20 protein-coding genes and 1 pseudogene are annotated in these 21,300 nt (G+C 70.6%); 8 read left to right on the forward strand and 13 right to left on the reverse strand.

What is annotated here, in order from left to right; translation table 11 throughout:
- Window positions 1-23: 23 nt before the first annotated feature.
- Window positions 24-587, reverse strand: coding sequence for a heme-binding protein (locus Q3Y56_RS04780; RefSeq protein WP_304460726.1), 564 nt, complete (start codon window positions 585-587; stop codon window positions 24-26).
- Between the two features lie 288 nt (window positions 588-875).
- Here Q3Y56_RS04780 and Q3Y56_RS04785 point away from each other — a divergent pair, with 288 nt between their 5' ends.
- The 3 genes from Q3Y56_RS04785 to Q3Y56_RS04795 all read left to right on the forward strand — a co-directional run bounded on the left by Q3Y56_RS04785 (window position 876) and on the right by Q3Y56_RS04795 (window position 3,868).
- Window positions 876-2,234, forward strand: a complete 1,359-nt coding sequence (locus tag Q3Y56_RS04785; RefSeq protein WP_304465467.1) for a sensor histidine kinase — start codon at window positions 876-878, stop codon at window positions 2,232-2,234.
- Window positions 2,167-2,835: a response regulator transcription factor gene (locus Q3Y56_RS04790; RefSeq protein WP_304460727.1), complete on the forward strand. Its 669-nt coding sequence runs from the start codon at window positions 2,167-2,169 to the stop codon at window positions 2,833-2,835. Before Q3Y56_RS04785 ends, Q3Y56_RS04790 begins: the two co-directional genes overlap by 68 nt.
- A 289-nt stretch (window positions 2,836-3,124) precedes the next feature.
- A complete protein-coding gene (locus tag Q3Y56_RS04795; RefSeq protein ID WP_304460728.1) occupies window positions 3,125-3,868 on the forward strand; it encodes a hypothetical protein in 744 nt (247 codons plus the stop codon).
- On the opposite strand, the gene Q3Y56_RS04800 is transcribed toward Q3Y56_RS04795, so the two are convergent.
- The 6 genes from Q3Y56_RS04800 to Q3Y56_RS04820 form a co-directional block, all read right to left on the reverse strand.
- On the reverse strand, window positions 3,795-6,185 hold the full coding sequence (locus tag Q3Y56_RS04800) for a xanthine dehydrogenase family protein molybdopterin-binding subunit (protein WP_304460729.1): 2,391 nt from the start codon (window positions 6,183-6,185) through the stop codon (window positions 3,795-3,797). The two genes, Q3Y56_RS04795 and Q3Y56_RS04800, sit on opposite strands and share 74 nt — an antisense overlap.
- Window positions 6,182-6,421 carry a hypothetical protein gene (locus tag Q3Y56_RS33355; RefSeq protein ID WP_369696706.1) on the reverse strand — a complete coding sequence of 80 codons (240 nt, stop codon included), beginning with the start codon at window positions 6,419-6,421 and terminating at the stop codon, window positions 6,182-6,184. The genes Q3Y56_RS04800 and Q3Y56_RS33355 overlap by 4 nt, the downstream gene beginning before the upstream one ends.
- Complete coding sequence (locus Q3Y56_RS04805; RefSeq protein WP_369696707.1) at window positions 6,421-7,167, reverse strand: xanthine dehydrogenase family protein subunit M; 747 nt, start codon at window positions 7,165-7,167, stop codon at window positions 6,421-6,423. The genes Q3Y56_RS33355 and Q3Y56_RS04805 overlap by 1 nt, the downstream gene beginning before the upstream one ends.
- Window positions 7,168-7,185: 18 nt before the next feature.
- Window positions 7,186-7,434: a (2Fe-2S)-binding protein gene (locus Q3Y56_RS04810; protein WP_369696708.1), complete on the reverse strand. Its 249-nt coding sequence runs from the start codon at window positions 7,432-7,434 to the stop codon at window positions 7,186-7,188.
- A gap of 23 nt (window positions 7,435-7,457) precedes the next feature.
- Window positions 7,458-8,390 carry an aminoglycoside phosphotransferase family protein gene (locus Q3Y56_RS04815; protein WP_304460730.1) on the reverse strand — a complete coding sequence of 311 codons (933 nt, stop codon included), beginning with the start codon at window positions 8,388-8,390 and terminating at the stop codon, window positions 7,458-7,460.
- A gap of 169 nt (window positions 8,391-8,559) precedes the next feature.
- Window positions 8,560-8,937, reverse strand: a complete 378-nt coding sequence (locus Q3Y56_RS04820; RefSeq protein ID WP_304460731.1) for a hypothetical protein — start codon at window positions 8,935-8,937, stop codon at window positions 8,560-8,562.
- A gap of 254 nt (window positions 8,938-9,191) precedes the next feature.
- Here Q3Y56_RS04820 and Q3Y56_RS04825 point away from each other — a divergent pair, with 254 nt between their 5' ends.
- Together Q3Y56_RS04825 and Q3Y56_RS04830 are read left to right on the forward strand one after the other, a co-directional pair.
- Window positions 9,192-9,794 (forward strand): hypothetical protein, encoded by a 603-nt coding sequence (locus Q3Y56_RS04825; protein WP_304460732.1) that lies wholly within the window; start codon window positions 9,192-9,194, stop codon window positions 9,792-9,794.
- 768 nt (window positions 9,795-10,562) lie between these two features.
- A complete protein-coding gene (locus tag Q3Y56_RS04830) occupies window positions 10,563-11,024 on the forward strand; it encodes a hypothetical protein (protein ID WP_304460733.1) in 462 nt (153 codons plus the stop codon).
- Window positions 11,025-11,103: 79 nt separating this feature from the next.
- Here Q3Y56_RS04830 and Q3Y56_RS04835 read toward each other — a convergent pair whose 3' ends face one another.
- Window positions 11,104-12,024, reverse strand: a complete 921-nt coding sequence (locus Q3Y56_RS04835; RefSeq protein WP_304460734.1) for a TIGR03620 family F420-dependent LLM class oxidoreductase — start codon at window positions 12,022-12,024, stop codon at window positions 11,104-11,106.
- Between the two features lie 123 nt (window positions 12,025-12,147).
- Between Q3Y56_RS04835 and Q3Y56_RS04840 the strand changes: the two genes are divergently transcribed.
- Window positions 12,148-12,744: a TetR/AcrR family transcriptional regulator gene (locus Q3Y56_RS04840; RefSeq protein ID WP_304460735.1), complete on the forward strand. Its 597-nt coding sequence runs from the start codon at window positions 12,148-12,150 to the stop codon at window positions 12,742-12,744.
- A 387-nt stretch (window positions 12,745-13,131) separates the two neighbouring features.
- Here the strand turns inward: Q3Y56_RS04840 and xdhC are convergent, their stop codons facing one another.
- The 5 genes from xdhC to Q3Y56_RS04865 all read right to left on the reverse strand — a co-directional run bounded on the left by xdhC (window position 13,132) and on the right by Q3Y56_RS04865 (window position 19,380).
- Complete coding sequence (gene xdhC, locus Q3Y56_RS04845) at window positions 13,132-13,941, reverse strand: xanthine dehydrogenase accessory protein XdhC (protein ID WP_304465468.1); 810 nt, start codon at window positions 13,939-13,941, stop codon at window positions 13,132-13,134.
- 1 nt (window position 13,942) lies between these two features.
- Entirely contained in the window at window positions 13,943-16,360 is a 2,418-nt protein-coding gene (gene xdhB, locus Q3Y56_RS04850; RefSeq protein WP_304460736.1) for a xanthine dehydrogenase molybdopterin binding subunit, read from the reverse strand.
- On the reverse strand, window positions 16,357-17,838 hold the full coding sequence (locus Q3Y56_RS04855; RefSeq protein ID WP_304465469.1) for a xanthine dehydrogenase small subunit: 1,482 nt from the start codon (window positions 17,836-17,838) through the stop codon (window positions 16,357-16,359). Before Q3Y56_RS04855 ends, xdhB begins: the two co-directional genes overlap by 4 nt.
- A 526-nt stretch (window positions 17,839-18,364) precedes the next feature.
- Window positions 18,365-18,589: a helix-turn-helix domain-containing protein gene (locus Q3Y56_RS04860; RefSeq protein ID WP_369696844.1), complete on the reverse strand. Its 225-nt coding sequence runs from the start codon at window positions 18,587-18,589 to the stop codon at window positions 18,365-18,367.
- 293 nt (window positions 18,590-18,882) lie between these two features.
- Window positions 18,883-19,380, reverse strand: a complete 498-nt coding sequence (locus Q3Y56_RS04865) for a nucleoside deaminase (protein WP_304460737.1) — start codon at window positions 19,378-19,380, stop codon at window positions 18,883-18,885.
- A 698-nt stretch (window positions 19,381-20,078) separates the two neighbouring features.
- On the opposite strand from Q3Y56_RS04865, the pseudogene Q3Y56_RS04870 reads away from it, so the two are divergent.
- Together Q3Y56_RS04870 and Q3Y56_RS04875 are read left to right on the forward strand one after the other, a co-directional pair.
- Window positions 20,079-20,537: pseudogene (locus Q3Y56_RS04870) on the forward strand (transposase family protein).
- Between the two features lie 240 nt (window positions 20,538-20,777).
- The gene (locus tag Q3Y56_RS04875; RefSeq protein WP_304465471.1) at window positions 20,778-21,134 is read left to right on the forward strand and encodes a DUF2511 domain-containing protein; all 357 of its coding nucleotides are present in this window, start codon (window positions 20,778-20,780) and stop codon (window positions 21,132-21,134) included.
- The last annotated feature ends 166 nt before the right edge of the window (window positions 21,135-21,300 follow it).

Below are 21,300 nucleotides of genomic sequence, written 5' to 3' on the forward strand. Positions count from 1 at the left end.
ACCCGCGCCCCGCCGCCCCGCGGTCAGCGGGAGACGGCCGCCACGCCCGCCTCGGCGTACTTCTCGTCCAGGTCACCACTCGGCGCCCCGGCGACGCCGATGCCCGCGATGGGGGCGCCGGCCGCCTTGACCGGTGCGCCGCCTGCCAGGAAGAGGGTGCCGGGGATGTCCTTGAGGTTCGGCGCCTGCTCCAGGCGCTTGGCCAGCTCGGAGGTCGGGGCGTTCCAGGAGACGGCGGTGAACGCCTTCCGCTCGGCCGAGGCGTACGACTGCGGTCCTGCGCCGTCGCCACGCAACGTGACCACCGTGTTGCCGTTGCGGTCGACCACGGCGACGGACACCTTCTGGCCGTCCTTCTCCGCCGCGTGCAGGGCTGCCTGCGCGGCGCGGGTGGCGGCGTCGGCCGACAGGTGCGTGGACCGGGTCAGATCCGCGCCGCCCGCCTCGGTCCGCGCCGGGGCGGCCTGGGGTGCGGCCGGGGCGGCTGGGGCGGCGGTGGCGGAGACGGCGCCGAAAGCGACCGCGCCGACCAGCGCGGTGGCGGCGGCTCCGGTCAGCATGCGGGCACGCGGGGACAGCTTCTTCATCGGGGGCTCCTGGGGCTCGGTGCTGGGCGACGGGCTCGGCACGAAGGGCCGGCACGGGCGGAACCGGTCCGCCGTGGCTCCATCCTCGAAGCGGGGCGGGGTCCGGGGCATCGGCGTACCGGCTGCCCCGGCCGTGCATGATGGGGGATACCGGCATCAGCCGATCGGTTGATGCGGGACGCTCCCGGCCCGGGTTACGACTGCTGGGAGAGCCCCGGCAAGGAGACGTACGTGCGCAGCAAGAGACCCCCGGCAGCGGATCCGGACGCCCGCTGGCTGGGCCCGGTGATGCATACGGCGTTCTTCCTGCTGCTGGGGGCCTCGCTGGCGCGCTTCCTGCTCCGGCACCCCGGGGAGCCCCGTACACCCTGGGTCATCGCGCTCGGCGCCGCGCTGCTGACGCTGTACGCGCTGGGGCCGGTCCTGGGCCCGCAGTCCACCGACTGCGGGCCGCAGTCCACGGACCGCGGGCCGCACGGCGGGTCTTGGTCGCCCCCTCCCCCGTCGCCCCCTTCCCCATCGCCCCCCTCCCCGTCGCGCGCCGGGCGGCCCCCGCTTCCGGGCCGGTTCGGCGCGGTCGTCGTGATCTGGGTGGTGCTCGTGCTGCTCGCGCCGAGCTTCGCCTGGTGCGCCGTGCCGCTGTTCTACACGGGGCTGCGCACGCTGCCCGTGCGGGCGGCCTTGCTGCTGGTCGCGCTCCTCACCGCGTTCGTCGTCGGCGCCCAGCTGCGGCTCGCGGGCGGCTTCGACCCGTATCTGCTGCTGGCCCCACCCGCCGTGGCCGCCATCGCCACGGCGGTCTTCCTGCACATGGAGCGGCAGGCCGCCCGGCAGCGTGCGCTGATCGACGACCTGATCCGTACCCGGGAGGAGCTGGCCGCCACCGAGCGGCGCGAGGGGACGCTCGCCGAGAGGCAGCGGCTGTCCATGGAGATCCACGACACGCTGGCGCAGGGGCTGTCCAGCCAGCAGATGCTGCTCCAGGCCGCCGACCGCACCTGGGCCGACGCCCCGGAGACCGCGCGCCGCCACGTCCGTACGGCCACCGAGATCGCCGCCCGTAACCTGGCCGAGGCGCGCCGTTTCGTGCACGACCTGGCCCCGGCGGAGCTGGCGGGCGGTGTGCCGCTGCACGAGGCGCTACGGCTGCTCGCCGCGCGCGAGCGGGGCCCCGGACTGGAGGTCCGGTTCCACCTCGACGGCGCCCCGGCCCCGCTGCCGGACCGGGTGCAGTCCGCGCTGCTGCGCATCGCCCAGGGTGCGCTGGCCAACGTCCGCGAGCACTCCGGCGCGACGACCGCCGCCGTGACGCTGAGCTTCCTGGGCGACCAGGTGGTGCTCGACGTCGCCGACGACGGGCGGGGCTTCGACACGGCCGCCGGCGGGCCCCGGCCGGTCGCGGAGGCCCGCCCGGCCGGGGAGACCCGCCCGGCCGGGGCAGCGCGCCCCGTCGCGGGCCGGGGGCACGGACTGCCCGCGATGCGCGCCCGTGCGGCACAGCTCGGCGGCGCCCTCACCATCGAATCCGCGCCGGGCGAGGGCACCGTCCTGTCCGCCGCCCTCCCCTGGAGCCCGCCCTATGACCGCCTCCCCCTCCGACGGCGGCTCGACGGCCCCGCCCGCCCCCGTGCGGATCCTGCTCTGTGACGACCACGCCGTGGTACGGGCGGGACTGCGGGCGCTGCTCGGCAGCGCGCCCGGCATCGAGGTCGTCGGCGAGGCCGGTCACGGCGAGGAGGCGGTCACCATGGCCGCCGTGCTGCGGCCCGACGTGGTCCTGATGGATCTTCAACTCGGTGCCGGGATCAACGGGATCGAAGCCACCCGCCGGATCGCCGCGGCCGGGCCCGGCGCCCCGCACGTCCTGGTGCTCACCACGTACGACACGGACGCCGACATCACCCGTGCCATCGAGGCCGGAGCCACCGGCTATCTGCTCAAGGCCGAACGCCCCGAGGAGCTGTTCGCCGCGATCCGGGCCGCCGCCGCAGGCCGTACGGCGCTGTCCCCGCCCGTCGCCCAGCGGGTCATGGCGCAGATGCGGCGGCCGCGCTCCGCCCTCACCGACCGGGAGCTCGACATCCTCGGCCAGCTCGCCCGCGGGCTGGGCAACCGGGAGATCGCCCGCGCCCTGTTCATCAGCGAGGCCACGGTCAAGACCCATCTGGGCCGGATCTACGGCAAGTTGGGAGTGGACACCCGGGCGGGCGCGGTCGCGGTCGCCAAGGAGCAGCGACTGCTGCCGTGACCCCGGCGGCCGACGGTGACCGCGTGGTGGGCGCCGTCGGGCCGGCGGACCGCGACGGCGTCGGTCGGTACCCCATCCGGCAGCGGCCGATGCAGATCCTTGACTGACCACGGCTGGGATCACGACTGCTACCGCCGTCAGGTGTGGGCCCGAGGCATCAAGCCGGTGATCGCTCTCGCGGCGCGGAGCCGCCTGAAACCCGCATTGCGTGAGGAGTTCTCAGCCGCTGACGGACACGGCGAAGCCGACGGCTTCGGTACGGCCTCGCGTGCCGCGCAAGTCTTGCCTGGTGCCCAAGCTGTACGTCTCACGGGCCATCAGCGCCCTGCGCAAGGCAGCGGCCCTGCCCGAGGACCGCCTGACCGCTCTGAAGCACGCCGGCGAACTGTTCGCCACCGGAACCGTGGCCGGCCCGACCGCCACCGAGTACGCGACCGCTGTCTGCCGCATGTCCGGCACCCCGCTGACCAACGTCCGCACGGCGATCCACAGCATCCGCGCCTGCGCCGCCGAGGCGTACCGCAGCGCGCAGGCCGCTCGCCCGGTCGGCGCGGTGAACGACTGGCGCGACCCGCCGGCCCGCACCGGCCGGGCGGTGTGGACCCGCCGCGGGGACGTGCTCGCCCTGCACGCCCCCGGAAACCACCCCGCCGTCCACACGACGTGGCTGGAGGCCCTGGCCCTGGGCGAACGTCCCGGGCTCGCCGACGGCGAACCGTGCACCTTCGACCCGCCCTCCCCCTGGACCACCTTCTGGGTCATCGATCCGGACACCCGCGAGCGCGTCGCATACGGCCGGCGCGGTCAAGTCGTCATGAACCACGTCAGCAAGGGCTTCCTGTTGCCCAACAACCTGGAACGCGACACGGCCATCCGCTCCCAGCCCCCCCCCGACGGCACGACCGCGACCGACTCGGTGAGCACGGTCAAACCACTCGAGACCGTTGGGGACAAGCGCGTCATCGAGGGCGTGTACCAGCTACTTCTTCAGGGGCACGTAGCCAGGCGACTCCCACCAAGTCCTCGATGGTGATCGGCATCTTGCGGAACCGGCGTCCCGTCGCATGGTGCACCGCGTTCGCGATGGCCGCCGCCACCCCCGCCTGGCCGATCTCGCCGACGCCCTTGACTCCGAGCGGATTGACGACGGCGTCCTCCACCTCGATGAGGTCGACGTCGATGTCGGGTACATCGGCGTTGACCGGTACGAGGTACTCCGCGAGGCTGGTGTTGGCCCAGCGGCCGGTGGCCGTGTCCATGTGGGTCGCCTCCAGGAGTGCCTGGCTCTGGCCCCAGATCATGCCGCCCATGAGCTGGCTGCGGGCCATTTCGGCGTTGAGGATCCGGCCCGGCGCGAAGGCGCCGGCCATCCGGCGGACCCGGATCAGGCCGAGCTCCGGGTCGACGCCGACCTCGGCGAACTGGGCGCCGAAGGTGACCATCGCCCAGGGCGCGTCCCGCGGTGGCGGGCCCCACGCTCCCGTGACCTCGACGTCCGGCAGGAGATTCCGTTGCAGCAGCGCGGCGTAGCTCTCGCCGGTCTCCGGGGCGGAGCGCAGCCGCATCCTTCCGTCCCGCACCACGACGTCCTTCACATGCGCCCCGTACAGTGGCGATCCGGGATCGGCCACGGCTTGGGCGATCAGCTGGTCGCGCAGCGCCGTACCGGCCGTGTGTACGGCCGCGCTCACCATCCCCGCCCCTGCCGATCCCACGGCCGACGCCACGTGCGGCAGATCGGTGTCCCCACCCGTGAACCGGCACAGATCGACCGGCAGGCCCAGAGCCTCGGCGGTGACCTGGGTCATGGAGGTCAGGGCCCCGGTGCCGATGTCGGTGACGGCGGCCTGGACGACGGCCGTACCGTCGGCGTGGATGCGGGCCCGGGCCCGCACCGGGTTGTACGGCTCGAAAACCGGATAGGCCGCGGTCGCCATGCCCAGCCCGATCAGCCATGGCCCGTCCCGCTGCGGCGGGTCGGCCCGCCGGTGCCAGCCGATCCGCTCGGCGCCGCGCTGGTAGCACTCGCGAAGCCCCTTGCTGCTCCAGGGGCGTCCGGTCTCGGGGTCGGTCTCCGCGTAGTTGCGCAGCCGCAGCTGAAGCGGGTCGATCCCCGCCCGCTCGGCGAGCTCGTCCATGGCGCACTCCAGCGACAGCAGGCCGGTGGCCACGCCCGCGCAGCGGGTGAACGTCGGGGTCATGGTGTTCGCGTGGATGAGCCGGTAGACGCGCTCGAATGCGGGACAGGCGTACAGCTTGCCGGACAGTTCCAGCGAGGGCTCGGCGAAGTCGTCGAACGGGGAGGTGAGGGAGAGCTTGTGGTGGCGTACGGCGGTGAGCCGCCCCTGGTCGTCGGCGCCGAGGGTGACACGGTGCTCCTGCTCCTCGCGGTGGCCGCAGGAGGAGAACATCTGCTCACGGGTGACGGCGAGCCGTACGGGGCGTCCCACGGCGCGGGCCGCCAGCGCGGCCAGGGTGGCGTGGTGCCAGACCTGGCCTTTGCACCCGAAGCTGCCACCGGTGTAGTGGCTGATGACCCGGACCCGGCTGTGCGGGATGCCGAGCAGCGCGGCGACGGTGTGCTGAGGGGCCGTCACGCCGTGCGTGGTGTCGTACAGGGTGAGCCGGTCGTCCTCCCAGGAGGCGGTGGCGGCGTGGGTCTCGATGGGGTTGTGGTGGTTCGCCGCGAACGAGTAGGTGCTCTCCACGATGGCGGCGGCCCGGGCCAGCCCGGCGGAGACGTCGCCCCGCTCGGAGCGCCCGGGGACGAACCCGGCGGAGACGTCCCCGCGCTCGGAGCGGCCGGGGACGAACCCGACGAAGACCGTCTCGAGCTCGTAGGCGGCGTCCCTCCCCTGGTCGATGACGGTGACCGCGGGCTCCTCGGCGTACTCCACGCGGACGAGCCGGGAGGCGTGCAGCGCGCGGACGTAGGTGTCGGCGACCGCCATCGCCACGTGCTGCCCCGCGTAGTGGACCCGGTCGCCCTGCATCGGGAAGAACGTCTCGCCCGGTGCGGCGGTTCCCTCCAGGGACGGGACCAGAGGAGGCTGCCCAACGATCTTGCCGATGGTGTCGTGGGTCAGGACGGCGATGACGCCGATGGCCCGCTCCGCCTCCGAGATGTCGATGGCGGTGATGCGGCCGTGGGCGATGCGCGCGCCGACCAGGACCGCGTGGGCGAGGCCGGGCAGCGGGATCTCCGCCGCGTAATGCGCTGCACCGATGACCTTGACCGGGCCGTCCACCCGGTCCAGGGGGCGGCCGATGGGACCGGCGGAGACAGCGGGCGTGGTGCTGTCGGAAGCGGTGGGCATGGTGCTGTCGGAGGCGGCGGGCATAGTGCTCATGACGCGCTCCCGGTGAGGGTCCGGAGTGCCCGGACGATGGTGCGCCGTGCCAGTTCGGGCTTGAAGGCGTTCATGGGGGTGGTCAGAGCGGGGGCCAGCTCCTCCTCGGCCGCCCGCGTGAAACTCTCGTCCGTGGCGGGGGCGCCCCGCAGGACGGCCTCGGCGCGGTGGGCCCGCCAGGGCCTGGTGGCCACGCCGCCCAGGGCGATCCGTACGTCGCTGATCGCCCCGTCCATCACGCTGAGCGTGGCGGCGACGGAGACCAGTGCGAACGCGTCCCGCGGTGGCGCACCTTGAGATACAGCGAGCGGCGCGCCATCGGGAGGGCGGGCACCTCGATGGCGGTGATCAGCTCGCCGTGCTCCAGCGGATGTTCGCGGTCCGGCGTGGACCCCGGCTCAAGGAAGAACTCCCCGAAGGCGTACCGCCGTTCGCCGACCAGAGTACGGGTGTGGATGACGGCGTCGAGGGCGGCGAGCGGGACGGCCACATCGGAGGGGTGTGTGGCAATGCAGTGTTCGCTGGTGCCCAGGACGGCGTGGCCGCGGCTGACGCCGAGCAGCGCGGAACAGCCGGTGCCCGGCTCGCGCTTGTTGCACGCGGCCTGGTGGTCCCGGTAGTAGCCGCAGCGCACGGCCTGCATCATGTTGCCGCCCATGGAGGTCATATGGCGTAGCTGCGCGGAGGCGCCCAGCTCCAGCGCCTGCGCGACCATGGGAAATCGCTCCCGTACGGTCGGCGACTCGGCGGTGTCGCTCATCCGGGCGAGCGCGCCGATGCGCAACCCTCCGTCCGGCAGCTCCTCGATGCCGGTGAGCGGCAGTCGGTTGACGTCGACCAGGCGGCGCGGCGTGCGGACGTGCTGGCGCAGCAGATCGACCTCGGTGGTGCCGCCCGCGAGGAAGGCGCTGCCGGGGTCGCCCCGGACGGCACGGACGGCCGCCTCCACGCTGTCGGCCCGCAGATAGCTGATGGGATGCATGACGATCTTCAAGCCCCCTCAGACCCGCTCGCGCGCGGCGCGAATGGCCGCTCTGATGTTGAGGTACGCGGCGCATCGGCAGATGTTGCCGCTCATCCACTCCTTGATCTCCGCGTCGCTGGAGGCGTGTCCCTCCTGGACGCAGGCGACCGCCGACACGATCTGCCCCGGGGTGCAGTAGCCGCACCGGAAGGCGTCGTGCGCGATGAACTCCTCCTGCATGGGGTTCGCACACCGGTGATCACCGGTGGCTTCACTCCCCCGCACCAGCCTCCAGCGGAAAGATCGCGCTAAGCGCGCTCCGTGAGCAACTCCGCCAGGCGGTCCGCGAATTGGGTGATCCAGTCCAATCGTGGTCCGCTGCGGGCGATACGGAATCCGTGGCGGCGACCCCAGAACGCAGCCTGGACAGCATGGAACAGGGCCCAACGCTGGACGCGTTCGCGATCGAGTTCCGCGGCCTCGGCGAAGATATCCAGGATGCGGTGGACGGCCTTACGTAGATCGTCCGCTTCGAGGAGCGTCAGCGCGCGCGACTTGAGGAGTGTGCCGCCGTCGTAGGCGGGGTCTCCTGCGTACCCCTTGGGGTCGACGGCCAGCCATGGCTCTCGGTCGGCGGGGAGGATGTTTCCGGCGTGGAGGTCGCCATGGATCAGGCGGTCCGGCTGGACACGGCCCAGCTCGCGGACGGTCGCCACGGCGGCGTCCACTACGTAACGCGGCAGTGTGTGGGTCAGCTCCCGGTCGTCCTTGCGGAGTTGCTCCTCCCAGGCATCGGCCTGCTGCCTCAGCCGGGGCAGGCCAGGCGGCGCGGGGACGGCCAGCCGACGATTGATCCGCCCCGCGACCAGCACCACCTCATCGCCGTCCTCGACCTCCGCCAGCGTCGACGTCCGGACCCGTTCCAGCAGCATCGCGAAACGCTCGTCGTCGCGCTCGTACAGCAGGACAGCTCCGCGCCCGCCCCATGCCTCGAACGCGTCCGGCTCGTGAACGTTACCGGGGTGCGGAAACGACACCTTCAACACAGCCGCCCCTTCGGCCCGCCGCCTCACCGGCACGACGAGCCCGACACCCCCATGCATGGCCTCGCCATCCAGCACGCACCCCCAACACCCCAGCAATTCCTCCACAATCCGCGGAAGCGCGGCCAGCCAATCCGCTCCCGGCTCCCCTTCACGCTCGATAGTGCTCCGCGTGAACGCCTCTGGTATCCCGACCATCCGGGCACCTTACGCGCCGCCCCCACACCCTCACCCAGCCGAGCCCAAGCCGACCACTACCGCCACCAGACAGACCACCGACCATGAAGATCACGACCTACAACTGGAGTAAGACGTCGTTGCATTTGGCGACGGGTGTGCAGCCTGCCGGTGATGGGAGACCTGTGCGTCACTCCGGCGTGCAGGAGCGAAATCGGCGAAGTAGCTCACGAGCGGTAGGGCTCTCGGCGTTGAAGGTCTGGCCCTGTTGTTCGGTTGGAACGTCTGGGCCCCAGATGCGCGCTCCGTGACAGCGGAAGCAGAAGGCGACCTCGAAGAGCAGCTCGGTGGAGCTGTGTGCGCGGATTCCCCAGCCAGGGAGGAAGCAGCGGTACATCTCGCTGCCTGGTAGATCGGCGATCAGCGTCAGGGCCTGCTGGGCTTGGTCGCTCTCCCAGATCGCGACAGCGTCGCCGACCAGGTCCTCCGAGGTGAGGTGCCTGGCGGGATCGGTGATGCGGACGACCTCGAGAAGATCGGTCTTCAGATGGGTGAGGGGCAGCAGCATGCTCCTCAGGCTCTCTGATCACGACGCCGCTGGCCAAGCCGGGAGGCAATGCCTCCCGGCGTCATGAGGCAGGGCCTGCGAGGTGCTTCATGTGGGGAGTCGGCGGTAGCAGATGAGGGTTGCTGCGATGCCGGCGCCCCCGGTACCACCCGCTGGAACAACTCCCCTGATCCGTCCGGGACAAGACGCTCCACCGTCGCCACGCCAGAACACCAGCGATCACGCCAAATGCGACGACGTCTTAGGGTGCCCCCATGGATGTTGGAGTGGTGCTGCTTGCGATGACGGGTGTGGCGGGCACGCTCGGAGGCGCGCTCCTTACCCAATGGGGTGCCGAGAGGGCCAAGAGGCGTGAGCTGGAGATGACCCAGGCCATCCAGGAATCCCGCGAGAACCGCGAACTGAGGCGGCGCTGCTACTCGGAACTGCACCGTGATGCACGGCAGTTCGCAACGGCGCTGAGTCGTCACCTGTACGTGCTGCGGGACGGCTCCCCTGGGGAGGAGGACATACGGGTCCTGGAAGAGGCCAAAGCCACCTACCGCGACCGTTGGTCCGAGGCCCTGATGATCGCCCCCGACGCCGTGATTGCCCCGGCTTGCGAGCTGAACGGGAGACTGACCCGGGTTCACGGGCAGGTGAAGCGCCTGGAACAGGGGAATGCCCGTCCGGGTGAGACTCTGCGGTCAGCTGCTGAATCCCAGCATGGGCTCTGGTCCCTGGTCGGCGCCATGAGAGAAGCGATGCGCCGTGACCTGGGGGTCTCCGGGGGATCTGAAGACGGGGCCGCCTTGCCCAGCGACGGCTCGGCCTTCATCAGGGATTTCGTGGAACCAGGCGATCATCTCGCCTCCTAAGGGTTGCCCCGTAATGATCCTGAAGCCACCATTCGAGCAGGGTGCCGACGGTGCCGCGGCCGCGGCCGCTGTAGGTCTGGCCGTGCTGGGCGTGGTCGACGGCGGCATGGAGATGGCCGCTCCAGAAGGCGATCTTGGCGCGGGTGGACAGCGCCCACGCGCGCAGGTCATCGGAGTCGGCCTTCTGAGCGCAGATCCAGGCGGACGGAGCGGCTTTCTGTGCCCGGTCCGCCGCCTGCTCCCCGACGTCCCGCCCGGCCTCGGGCCCGTCTTCTCCTTCGACGAACGCGCCTTGGGCGGCGTCCCCGTGAAGACCTTCCGCACCGCCCTCGCAGTGGAACCCTCCCCCCCGTCGAACTCCGCTGCCGGCCGATGGGTGACTCACCTTTTCCGTCCCTGACCACGTGCAAACGCTGGCTTTCGTTCGCGTACTGGAGCGTCATCGACCCCGGGCGCTCCGATCTGGCCAACCGCGCCGCGCTGTAACGCACATCGGGGTCATTCCGGCACGCGACGGCTCTGCGGCCCGGCGCGGGGGCTCACCTCCCACGGGCACTGGAGGAGACCGCTCAAGGTGCAGACCGGCTATGGCAGTGCGCTGTGCTCCCGGGTCACCGCCTTGGCAATTGTGATCGAACAGTCCTCGCCGTAATCGGCTTGGCCGCATCTGATCCTGTGTGGTGACCGATTCGGCCGCGATCGTGGAGACATGTGCTGGCAGCGCCCGGTCATCCATCGGCGCGCTCCGTGAGAGAGGAAGTCCCGTACATGGCTCCGATCCCGGTCAAGCCCGGCAAGTACAAGATCCACGCCCACATCATCGGCCCCACCAGCCTGCTGACGGCCACCGAGTACGCCGTCAAGCACGGTGCCCCCGTCATCACCGACCGCTTCAACCCGCTTCCGATCGAGCAGGAGTGGGTCATCGACCTCGCCGATCCCGAACAGGAGCCCGCGCCCGAATCGCCGTACGTGATCCACCTCGCCTACCACCCCGCCGCAGGCCTCGTCGTCCCCGAGGACAAGCTCTACGTCAACAGCGTGCCGCGCGCCGAGTGGGCGAAGTTCACCTTCGAGCGGGTCATCGGCGGAATCAAGATCCTGTCGGACAAGGGGCTCGCCCTGCGGGCCGGGCACCGCGGCGCCCAGCTCCAACTCGTAGCGCCCAAGCCCGAGTTCCAGGAGACCTGGACCCTGGAGTACCTGGGCCCGATCCCCACCACGGAGTAACGCGGGACCATGCGGGGGTGGCCGACGGTCGTGCCGTCGGCCACCCCCTTCCTGTCAGGGGGTGTCCGGTGGGTCACCGTCAGCCGCGCGGAACCAGCGCCGGGGCCAGCTCCCGCCACTGCGGCATCGGCAGCGCCGCCGGGTCGGCGGTCAGCACCTGCAGGCAGACGTGGTCGGCGCCGGCGTCGAGATGGTGCCGGACGCGTTCACGCACCGCGTCGATGTCTCCGTAGGCGGTGATGGCGTCGACCAGCCGTCTGCTCGGGCCGCCGATGATGTCGTCGTCGCCGAAGCCGAGGCGACGCACGTTCGCCTCCTGGTGGGGTGCCGAGGAGACGTACCCGGCGACGTGCTCGGTGGCCAGTTCGCGGGCCCGCGCGCGGTCGGTGTCCAGGACCACGGCCTGCTCGACGCCGAGGAAGGCGTCCGGGCCCATGATCTCGCGGGCCCGGGCGGTGTGTTCGACCGACACGAAGTACGGGTGGGCGCCCCAGGCGCGTTCGCCGGCGAGCCGCAGCATCTTGGGGCCCAGTGCGGCCAGTACCCGGCGCGGCGTCGGGTCGGGGACGGGGCCGTGGGCCGGGACCGCGTCCATCGCGTCCAGATATCCGCGCATGGTGGTCACCGCCCTGCCCCGGGCCGGCATCGGGTAGCCGTCGTGGTGGTGGACCGTGTCGTCGACCCGGTGTCCGCCCAGTCCCAGCAGATAGCGGCCGGGGAACGCCTCGCCGAGGGTGCGCTCCGCGGTCGCCATGGCGATCGGGTCCCGGAAGGCGATGTTGGCGATCCCCGAGGCGATCACGATGCGCCGGGTCGCCGACAGCAGCAGCCAGCCCTGCCCCACGGTGTCGCGTCCGAACGCCTCCCCGTACCAGATGGCTCCGTAGCCCAACTCCTCGATCTCCGCGGCGGCTTCGCGGACCCGCCCGGCGGGCTGCCCTTCGAAGGCGAAGGTCCAGATCCCGACCCGGCCCAGCGCACCCCGTGTGTCGCGCGTCATCACATGCTCCCTGGACGAACGTACCGGAGAACCTCTCCGTTTCCACTTCGGTACGATACGGAGAAGCTCTCCGCTTGGCTACCCCGGCCCGCCGCGATGCGAGCGGTGAGGGAGGAGGATGCGATGACGCCCGCGCACAGTCGGCCCGGGCCCGAGGTGCCGCGCCGCTCGGACGCGCGCCGCAACCGCGAGCGCCTGGTCGACGCCGCCCGTGCGGTCTTCGCCGAGTCCGGCCCCGAGGCGTCGCTCAATGAGATCGCCCAGCGCGCGGGCGTCGGGCCCGGCACGCTCTACCGGCACTTCCCCAACCGCCGGACCCTGCTGGCGGCGGTGCTCAGGGACCGGATCGATACGCTGTGCGGGCATGCCGAGCGGCTGCTGACCGCCGACTCCGCTGACCGGGCGCTCGCCGAGTGGCTGCACGCCTTCCTGGAGCACGCCCGGGTCAACCAAGGGCTGGGCGGTTCCCTGCTGCTCCATGAACCGGAGATGCTGGGCGTGGACTGCCATCGGCGGATCGAGGACGCGGCCACCGCACTGCTCGTCCGGGCTCAGCGCTCGGGGACCGCCCGAGGCGACCTGGCCCCCGGTGACCTCATCCAGCTGGTGGTGGGGGTCGCGCTGGCCACGGTCCGCGGCGAGGACGCCGCCCAGCCCGGCCGACTGCTCGGGCTGGTCCTCGACGCGGTGCACGCGGGGCCCTGTCCCGCGGGCGGCTGAGCAGCCGACGGAGCGTCACCGGCCTGGCCGGTCGGGGCGGGCCGTGCGCTTCGGAACCTCGGGCGTCCTGCGGGTACCAGCGCAGTTCCCACGGCGACCCACCGGACACCACCCAGTGGACGCGCACGGTCGCTTTGCCACCAACAAGTTTCCGCCACCCACTCGTGATCCGACGCTCGTCCGGCCCGCCTTGCCGACTTCCAGGGAACAGGTTCTGTGGCATGGGCTCCGACCTGGGCGAGGTGACATGGTGAGACTCCGACCAGAACCGGCGCGCGCACTGAGGCCGATGCCCGTGGACGTGACGGGCTCAGGCGTGCCGAAGGGGTGCCCCGCAGATGTGCGTTCGCACGAGCGCGGGGCGCCGCTGTCGGCCCGGTGGAAGAGTCAGTTCCCTTCGGTTTCGAAGCTGCGCAGCAGATCGGCGGCGACACTCACGGCAATGGTCGCGGGTTCCTTGCCGGTGATGTCGGCCAGCCCGATCGGGGTCTTGATCCGATCGATGGTGGCCTCGTCGTGGCCGCCCTCGGTGGTGAGGCGTTTGCGGAACCGTGCCCACTTGGCCGCCGATCCGATCAGCCCGATGGAGCCGAGGTGGGTGGTGCGCAAGGCTGCGTCGCACAGAGCGGCGTCCTCGGCGTGATCATGCGTCATGATCAGGATGTGGGTGCCGCGCGGCAACTCCGCCAGCACCTCCTCGGGCAGCAGGGGCGTGTGATGCACGTGCACCTGCGCCACCGCGTCTGCCAGCACGTCGAGCCGTTTCTCGGTGAGGATGTCGGAGCGGCTGTCGATCAGGTGGAGGTCGAGGTCCTGACGGGCCAGGATGCGCGCCAGTTCCAACCCGACGTGCCCGACGCCGAAGATCGCCACCGCCCGTACCACCGGCAGCGGTTCGAGCAGCACCGAGACCGTGCCGCCGCAGCACTGCACGCCATGCTGGTTGGTCACCTTGTCGTTCAGGGCGAAATCGATCAGCTCCGGCTCCGGCTTGGACGCGGTGATCATCTCCCGGGCCCGATCGATCGCGACGGCCTCGACATTGCCGCCACCGATGGAGCCCCACGTCTCGGTCTGCCCCACCACGAGTTTCGCGCCGGCGTCGCGCGGGGCATGGCCGCGCACGGTCGCGACGGTCACCAGCACGCCGGACTCCCGGCGTGCTCGCAACCGTGCGACCGCGGCGACCCACGTCATGTCAGGCACCGCTCAACGCTGCTGTGGCGGCCCGGACCTCGCCGTTGACGGCAGATCCGTTGAGGGCGTGACCGTTCTTGGAGGCGTCGCTCTGGCGAGCCGCCTGGATCGCCCAGTACACCGCCTCCGGCGTCGCGGGCGAGGCCAGGTCGACGCTGACCCCACTCGGCCCGAACGCGGCGGCGGCCTGCCGCAACGCTTCTCGCACCGAGAACGCCAGCATCAGCGGAGGCTCACCCACGGCCTTGGAGCCGTAGACCGCGCCCTCCTCAGTGGCGTTCTCCAGCAGCGTGACGTTGAACTCCTCCGGCATCTCGGAGAAGCTCGGCAGCTTGTACGTGCTCGCCGCCTGGGTCTGCAGCCGTCCGCGGTTCGGCCCGTCGCTGGTGTCCCAGCGCAGGTCCTCCAGCGTCAGCCAGCCCGCGCCCTGCACGAAGCCGCCCTCGACCTGACCGATGTCAATCATCGGGGAGAGGCTCTCGCCGACGTCATGCACGATGTCCACGCGCCGGATCCGGTACGCACCGGTGAAGCCGTCGACCTCCACCTCGGTCGCGGCGGCACCGTAGGCGAAGTACTTGAACGGCGAGCCCCGGAACGCCTTGGCGTCCCAGTGCAGCCCCTCGGTCCGGTAGAAGCCGGACGCCGACAGCTGCACCCGCTGGAAGTACGCGGTGTGCACCAGGTCGTCCCAGGCCAGCTCCTTGTCGCTGCCCAGGGCGCGCGCGACGCCCTCGACGATGCGTACGTCGGAGGCGTTCGCTCCCAGCTGGGAGGCGGCCACCTGCAGCAGCCGCTCGCGCAGCTGCTCGCAGGCGTTCTTGATGGCCCCACCGTTGAGGTCCGCGCCCGAACTGGCCGCGGTCGCCGAGGTGTTGGGTACCTTGTCGGTACGCGTCGGGGCGAGGCGGACCTTGTGCAGCGGGATGCCCAGGGTGGTCGCGGCCACCTGGATCATCTTGGTGTGCAGGCCCTGGCCCATCTCGGTGCCGCCGTGGTTGATCAGGACCGATCCGTCCTTGTAGATCAGCACCAGCGCGCCGCCCTGGTTGAAGGCGGTGAGGTTGAACGAGATACCGAACTTGATGCCGGTGATCGCGAGCGCCCGCTTGGCGTGCGGGTGCGCGGCGTTGAACGCGGCGATCTCGCGCTTGCGGTCGGCGATGCCGGCGTTCTCCTGGACCTGCCGCCAGACGGTGGAGATCCGGTCGGCCTGGGTGACCGGCTGCCCGTACGGCGTCGTCTGGCCCTGATCCGGCTGGTAGAAGTTACGCTCGCGCAGCTCCATGGGGTCGAGGCCGAGCTGCGGCGCGACGCGGCCCAGGATGTCCTCGATCACCAGCATGCCCTGGGGTCCGCCGAAGCCGCGGAAGGCGGTGTTGGAGACCGTGTTGGTCTTGGCGACACGACCGGCGACACGCGCGTTGGGGATCCAGTACGTGTTGTCGATGTGGCACAGCGCCCGAGCGAGGACCGGCTCGGACAGGTCCAGGCTCCAGCCGCCGTCCGCGGTCAGCGTGGCGTCGAGGGCCTGGATGCGGCCGTCGGCGTCGAAGCCGATCTTCCACGAGGCGTGGAACCCGTGCCGCTTGCCGGACATCGTCAGGTCCTGCGTCCGGTTGAGCCGGAACCGGACCGGGCGGCCGGTCAGCTTGGCGCCGAGCGCGGCGACGGCCGCGAACCCGTGCGGCTGCATTTCCTTGCCGCCGAAGCCGCCGCCCATCCGCAGGCACTGCACGGTCACCTCGTGAGCAGGCACACCGAGCACGTGGGAGACGATCTCCTGGGTCTCCGACGGGTGCTGGGTGCTGCTCTGGATGAACACCTGCCCGTTCTCGTCGACCTGGGCGAGGGACGCGTGGGTCTCCAGGTAGAAGTGCTCCTGACCGGCGAACTGGAACTCGCCGGTGAACACATGCGCGGAGTCGGCGAAGCCGGCGTCGATGTCGCCGGTCTCCATCAGCGGCCTGGCGCCGTGGTAGCTCTCCGCCGCCATCGCGTCCTGCAGCGTGATCAGCGCGGGCTGCTCGTCGAGCTCCACCTCGACGGCCGCCGCACCGAGCCGGGCCGCCTCCAGGGTCTCGCCGAGCACCCAGGCGACCGCGTGGCCGTAGAACATGACCTCGTCGGGGAACAGCGGCTCGTCGTGCTTCATCCCGGCGTCGTTGACGCCGGGCACGTCGGCACCGGTCAGCACGCGGACCACACCGGGCACAGCGAGCGCGGGCTCGGTCCGCAGCGTGGTGATCCGGCCGCGGGCCTGCATGACCTGGACCGGGTACGCGTGCAGCACGTCCTTGGTGCGATGCACAAGGTCGTCGGTGTAGAGCGCGGTGCCGGTGACGTGCTGGAAGGCGCTTTCGTGCGGCATCGAAACGCCGACGACAGGCTTCTCGGGGCGCTCGGACAGATGACTCATGACGACACCGCCTCGGTGGTCTGGGCGTGCAGCTTCAGCAGGCTCTGGCCGAGCATCGCGGAGCGGTAGAGAGAGCTGGCGCGATGATCGTCCATCGGCGTGCCCTCACCCCGCAGCACCCGCGCCGCGGCCCCGACCGTCTCCGCCGACCACGGCTTGCCCTCCAGAGCCGCCTCGGTGGCGAGGGCGCGGATCGGGGTGGCGGCCACGCCGCCCAGGCCGATGCGTGCCTTACGGACGATCCCGTCCTCGATGCCGAGCGCGAAAGCGACGGCCACGCTGGAGATGTCGTCGAAGCGCCGCTTGGCGATCTTGTGAAAGGCCACGGTCGGCGACAGCGGCAGCGGGATGCGCACCGCGCGGATCAGCTCACCAGGACGGCGCACGCTCTGCCGGTAGCCGGTGAAGTAGTCCGCCAGCGGGACCTCGCGCTCACCATCGGCGTCCGCCAGGACCAGGGACGCCTCCAGCGCGAGCAGCACCGGCGGGCTGTCACCGATGGGGGAGCCGGTACCCAGGTTGCCGCCGAGAGTCGCACCGTTGCGGATGAGCCGCGACGCGAACTGCGGGAACAGCTCCGCAAGCAGCGGGACGTCACCGTCGAGGCGACGCTCGATCTCGGTGAGCGTCAGCGCCGCACCGATCTCGATGTGATCGGATTCGACTCGCAGCTCCCGCAATTCGGGAAGCCGGTCGACGGCGACCACACAATCCGCCCGACGGGAACGGATATTCACCTCCACGCCCCAGTCGGTGGAACCGGCGACCACCACCGCGCCGGGCCGCTCGCGCAGCAGTTCCAGCGTCTCGGCCAGGGTGCTCTTCCGCAGGAACGCGCTGTCGTCCTGGGCGTATTCGGTGGCAACCGGTGCGGGCGGGGACTGCTCGCGACGCTGCGCGAGCGGGTCCTCATCGGTGGGCGTACCAACGGCGAACGCGGCATCGCGAATCGGGCGGTAGCCGGTGCAGCGGCACAGGTTTCCGCTCAGCGCGTGCAGATCGAAACCGTTCGGACCGTGCTCGGCGTCGACGCTTTCGGCCGAGTCCGCGCCGTCGGCCAGGTCCGCGTGCGCGCATCGGTCGGGCCGGTAGTACTCGGCGGCCATGCTGCAGACGAAACCCGGCGTGCAGTAGCCGCACTGGGAGCCGCCGCGGACCGCCATCTCCTCCTGCACCGGGTGCAGGGTGGGCGGCATGCCCGGTTCGCCGGCGGTGGCGAGACCCTCGGAGGTGATGATCTCCTGACCGTCGAGCGCCGCGACCGGGACCAGACAGGCGTTGACTGCCACCCAGTCGGTGGGCTTGTTCACCCCGGGACGGGCCACCAGAACCGAACAGGCGCCGCACTCACCCTCGGCGCAGCCCTCCTTCGTGCCGGTGAGCCCACGCTCGCGCAGAAAATCCAGCACTGTGGTGTGCGGCGCAGCCGGTGAAATCGGTGCTTCTTCCCCGTTGACCGTGATCCGCGCCGCTACCATGACAGGCCTTCGTTTCGGTGCGCGATCGGTCGATTCATTGTGTTCGCCAATGTCAGGCAGCTTTCTGTGTTCAGACACGCCCTGTGAGAGGAGCGGGCGCACAACAGCGCGCGACAGCGACGTGCCGAGAGGTGGTGACGGGAAACCCGGAATGTGCCACGGACGGGCACATCAGAACGGCGTGCTCAGCAGCCGTGCGCGATCCGACCCGGAACCCAGACCGTGCACTGGGCGAGGCGACCGAGATCAGAGCTGGTGTACATCCGCTGGTCGCCTCCTCTCGGTAGCTATGGGTCGACGTTCACCGCAACGTAGTGGCTGGCGTCACCGGGGTCAAGAGATCATCTCGGTCTCTTGAGAGCCGATCGGACTCGAGGCTGGGAGCCACCGCCGGGTGGTCGCGCGCACGGTGTCCTGGCCGGCCGGCACCAGGTGCATCTCCGGCCGCTAGGGGAATTGGGTCCGCAGAGCCTGCAGATCCGCTCCGGGATCCGCCGTATGTCGAGGTAGTCCTGGATGAAGTCCCTCAGAGCGGGGTTCTGTCCGATATTCCCAAACTGGGACGGGGCCGGCGGGCGTCGGCGCGGGCCTGGGCCGCATACGTCCGGTACTGGCCATGGACCGGGTACCGGTGGCGGCGGATCTCGCGGCAGACGGTGGAGGGGCTGCGGCCCAGCTCGGCGACGATCGCACGGACGGTGGCGCCCTCGCGCAGCCGGTCGGCGATGTGGATCCGGTCGGACTCGCGCAGATGGCTCGAAGGGCCGGGCGGGGCGCCACCGCTGTGTTGGGTGGCGCCCCGACGTTCCGGCCGGACGAGACGTGGCCGTTACGCCACCGCTTCCCCGTCGCCGCGGCGTCCGGCGGTTGATGCTGGCGATCCGGCACCTCGAGATCCGGGACCGCTCGGTCAATCGGGGACGCCGTCCCCTGACCGAGGAACGGCCCGTCCTGTGTCCGGGTCGGCTTCGATGACCGTGGAGTGGTACAGCGTGTGTTGACCCTGGATCGGCACGGGTTCCCGCTCTTGTCAGTAGTCGACTGTCAGTAGTCGACGCGGTCGGACTTCGCGAGCCACGCGTCGAACGGCGCGGTGCGGGTGGGCAAGTCCAGGTGGACGACCTGCATGGGCCACGCTTCTTGGGGCCTCTTCTCGAACAGGTCGTAGAACTTGCGGTCGTCGAAGCCAGCCGCCGCGGCGTCGTTGCGGTCGGCGGAGAACACGAGCCGGTCGACGCGCGCCCACAGGGCGGTGGACAGGCACATCGGGCACGGCTCGCACGAGGTGATCAGGGTGCAGCCTTCGAGGACGAAGGTGCCCAGTGCCGTACAGGCGGCGCGTATCGCGTTGACTTCGGCGTGCGCGGACGGGTCGTTCGTCGCGGTGACCTGGTTGTGTGCGGTCGCGATGACTGTGCCGTCCTTGACGATCAGGGCGCCGAAGGGACCGCCTCCGCTGTTCGCGCTGTCGGTGGCGACGGCGATGGCCTGCTGCATCCATGCCTGCTCGTCCTGGACGATGGTCGCGGTGCTCACGGTCACGGTTGCTCCTTGTCGAATACGGTGGGGTGGAGTGGGGTGCGGGTGCCGTCGAGGAGACGGTGGCACCCGCACGAACAGGGGGTCCGGTCAGACGCGGTAGATGTGTTCCGGGGAGACCGGGGTGTGGGTGAGGTTCAGGCCGGTGGCGTTGCAGGTGGCGTTGACGACGGTGGGGGTGGCGGAGATGGTGGGCGGCTCGCCGACGCCGCGTTGGACGGCATCCCAGATGGCACGCCAGGCCTCCAGCGGGCCCGCATGTCTTCCTCGCAGATCTGCCCGACGAGGGTGACGGGCATGGGTTCGGTCAGGGCGCCGGGGGGCTCCCACAGCGCGTCCGCCAGGTTTCGGCCATCGAGTTCCGCAGCGACGGTGATGCCGAGGTCGGGCCAGGCGATCTCAATGTGTTCATCGGGCAGCGTCTTTAGCAAGGCGTTCCCAGTTCTTCGTCGTTCGGGATTGCCCGAGCAGTACACAGCCGTCCGAAGGGAATCAGCCAGGCGCCGAAGACATGAAATGTGGGTGGCGCAAGACCGATGCTTCGTAGGTTCCTACAACAACCGATCTGGCCCTGGTGTAGTCAATGAGCCTTTTCAGCACGGCCGCCAATCGGGTGACGCCGACGGGATACGCAACGCACGAGGCTCCCGTGCCGTTGGGGGAGGTGTTCGAAATCTCAACCCACAGGCACAGGAGCCGCGTTGGTTCCCTATTCTGCCGCACTCGACCTGCCCATGCCCTGGTCGAGTGGGTCACCATGCTCATCGTCACCCGCGAGGGTGACCGACGATGCAAACTCCCGCCGCACCAGCGTGCGCTCGTCGGCCTGATGTACCTGCGCAAGCACGACACGCTCGCCCAGATCGCCGTCGGCTTCGGTATCTCGGTGGGCACCGCTCACGCCTACACCAACGCGGTGATCAGCCTACTTGCTGACCGTGCACCGGGCCTGGGTGACGACACCCCTCAGACGCCCGCCGGGCCGCGACCTCACGCCAACCCAGCAAACCGTCAACCGCGCGCTGTCCGCGGCACGGGCACCGGTCGAGCGCGGCGTCGCACGGCTCAAGTCGTGGCGAATCTTCCGCAGGGCACGATGCAGCCCGAATCGAATGTCGTCAGTCTCCGCCGCCGTCCCCACCCTGGAGCGGCAGCGCTGAAAAGGCTCACTGCCTCGGCGTCGTTCGGCGGCGCGTCGACAGTCTGAGCAGCGGCCGCCTCGGGCGGCGTATTCGGGGCATCCGGGCGTGGAGCAGATGCGCCAACCTGCGCGTCTGGGCATGTGGTGCCACCTCCCCGTACGGTGTGTCCCTCATCGGAGGGGGTGCCGCATGGCAGAGCGGATCAGACGTGGCATGCGTGTCGGGGGCCTGGGCCTGTTAGCGGTGGCCGGAGCCGTCATGGTCGTCGGGTGCAGTAGTGGTGAGAGCAAGGACGATTCGTCGACTGCTCCGCCTCCGTCACCGTCGGCCAGTGCACAGGCGGGGGTGCCTCCCGAGGGGGCCATCAAGGACAGGGTCTGGCTGACGGCAGGGGATGTGAAGGTATGGCCATTCACCGTGGATCAGGGTGGTTTGAGGTGTCGTGAAGGTGCCGTGACGTTCATGGTGGACGGCACGGAGTACGCCCTGAACGGTACGGCTAAGAAGGTTGGATTCCCGTCGGTGGAACCGGTCTGGGCGGAGGACCCGGAGTTGGGCAGTGGGCTGCGGGTGAGCCTCTCGGAGGTGCTGGAGATCGGCCAACGGTTGTGTTGAGGCATGCGAAAAGCCCCGGCCAGGTGGTGGCGGGGCCTTGGGCATCTGTTTCCGGGCACGCCGGATCTGCGACTTATGATGGGGCATGATCGGCGGCTTTGCAACTACGCCGGGCTACTGGCCTGGCGGTGACTACGTCGCTTCCTCATCAGGACATGACGCAACG

Origin of the sequence: Streptomyces sp. XD-27 (assembly GCF_030553055.1) — a bacterium.
GTDB lineage: Bacteria > Actinomycetota > Actinomycetes > Streptomycetales > Streptomycetaceae > Streptomyces.

What these genes read in the sequence shown, in the direction of transcription:
- Q3Y56_RS04780 (WP_304460726.1), bottom strand. Translation starts at nt 587, where the DNA reads ATGAAGAAGCTGTCCCCGCGTGCCCGCATGCTGACCGGAGCCGCCGCC.
- Q3Y56_RS04785 (WP_304465467.1), top strand. Translation starts at nt 876, where the DNA reads ATGCATACGGCGTTCTTCCTGCTGCTGGGGGCCTCGCTGGCGCGCTTC.
- Q3Y56_RS04790 (WP_304460727.1), top strand. Translation starts at nt 2,167, where the DNA reads ATGACCGCCTCCCCCTCCGACGGCGGCTCGACGGCCCCGCCCGCCCCC.
- Q3Y56_RS04800 (WP_304460729.1), bottom strand. Translation starts at nt 6,185, where the DNA reads ATGAGCACTATGCCCGCCGCCTCCGACAGCACCATGCCCACCGCTTCC.
- Q3Y56_RS33355 (WP_369696706.1), bottom strand. Translation starts at nt 6,421, where the DNA reads ATGGACGGGGCGATCAGCGACGTACGGATCGCCCTGGGCGGCGTGGCC.
- Q3Y56_RS04805 (WP_369696707.1), bottom strand. Translation starts at nt 7,167, where the DNA reads ATGCATCCCATCAGCTATCTGCGGGCCGACAGCGTGGAGGCGGCCGTC.
- Q3Y56_RS04815 (WP_304460730.1), bottom strand. Translation starts at nt 8,390, where the DNA reads ATGGTCGGGATACCAGAGGCGTTCACGCGGAGCACTATCGAGCGTGAA.
- Q3Y56_RS04820 (WP_304460731.1), bottom strand. Translation starts at nt 8,937, where the DNA reads ATGCTGCTGCCCCTCACCCATCTGAAGACCGATCTTCTCGAGGTCGTC.
- Q3Y56_RS04825 (WP_304460732.1), top strand. Translation starts at nt 9,192, where the DNA reads ATGGATGTTGGAGTGGTGCTGCTTGCGATGACGGGTGTGGCGGGCACG.
- Q3Y56_RS04830 (WP_304460733.1), top strand. Translation starts at nt 10,563, where the DNA reads ATGGCTCCGATCCCGGTCAAGCCCGGCAAGTACAAGATCCACGCCCAC.
- Q3Y56_RS04835 (WP_304460734.1), bottom strand. Translation starts at nt 12,024, where the DNA reads ATGACGCGCGACACACGGGGTGCGCTGGGCCGGGTCGGGATCTGGACC.
- Q3Y56_RS04840 (WP_304460735.1), top strand. Translation starts at nt 12,148, where the DNA reads ATGACGCCCGCGCACAGTCGGCCCGGGCCCGAGGTGCCGCGCCGCTCG.
- xdhC (WP_304465468.1), bottom strand. Translation starts at nt 13,941, where the DNA reads ATGACGTGGGTCGCCGCGGTCGCACGGTTGCGAGCACGCCGGGAGTCC.
- xdhB (WP_304460736.1), bottom strand. Translation starts at nt 16,360, where the DNA reads ATGAGTCATCTGTCCGAGCGCCCCGAGAAGCCTGTCGTCGGCGTTTCG.
- Q3Y56_RS04855 (WP_304465469.1), bottom strand. Translation starts at nt 17,838, where the DNA reads ATGGTAGCGGCGCGGATCACGGTCAACGGGGAAGAAGCACCGATTTCA.
- Q3Y56_RS04875 (WP_304465471.1), top strand. Translation starts at nt 20,778, where the DNA reads ATGGTCGTCGGGTGCAGTAGTGGTGAGAGCAAGGACGATTCGTCGACT.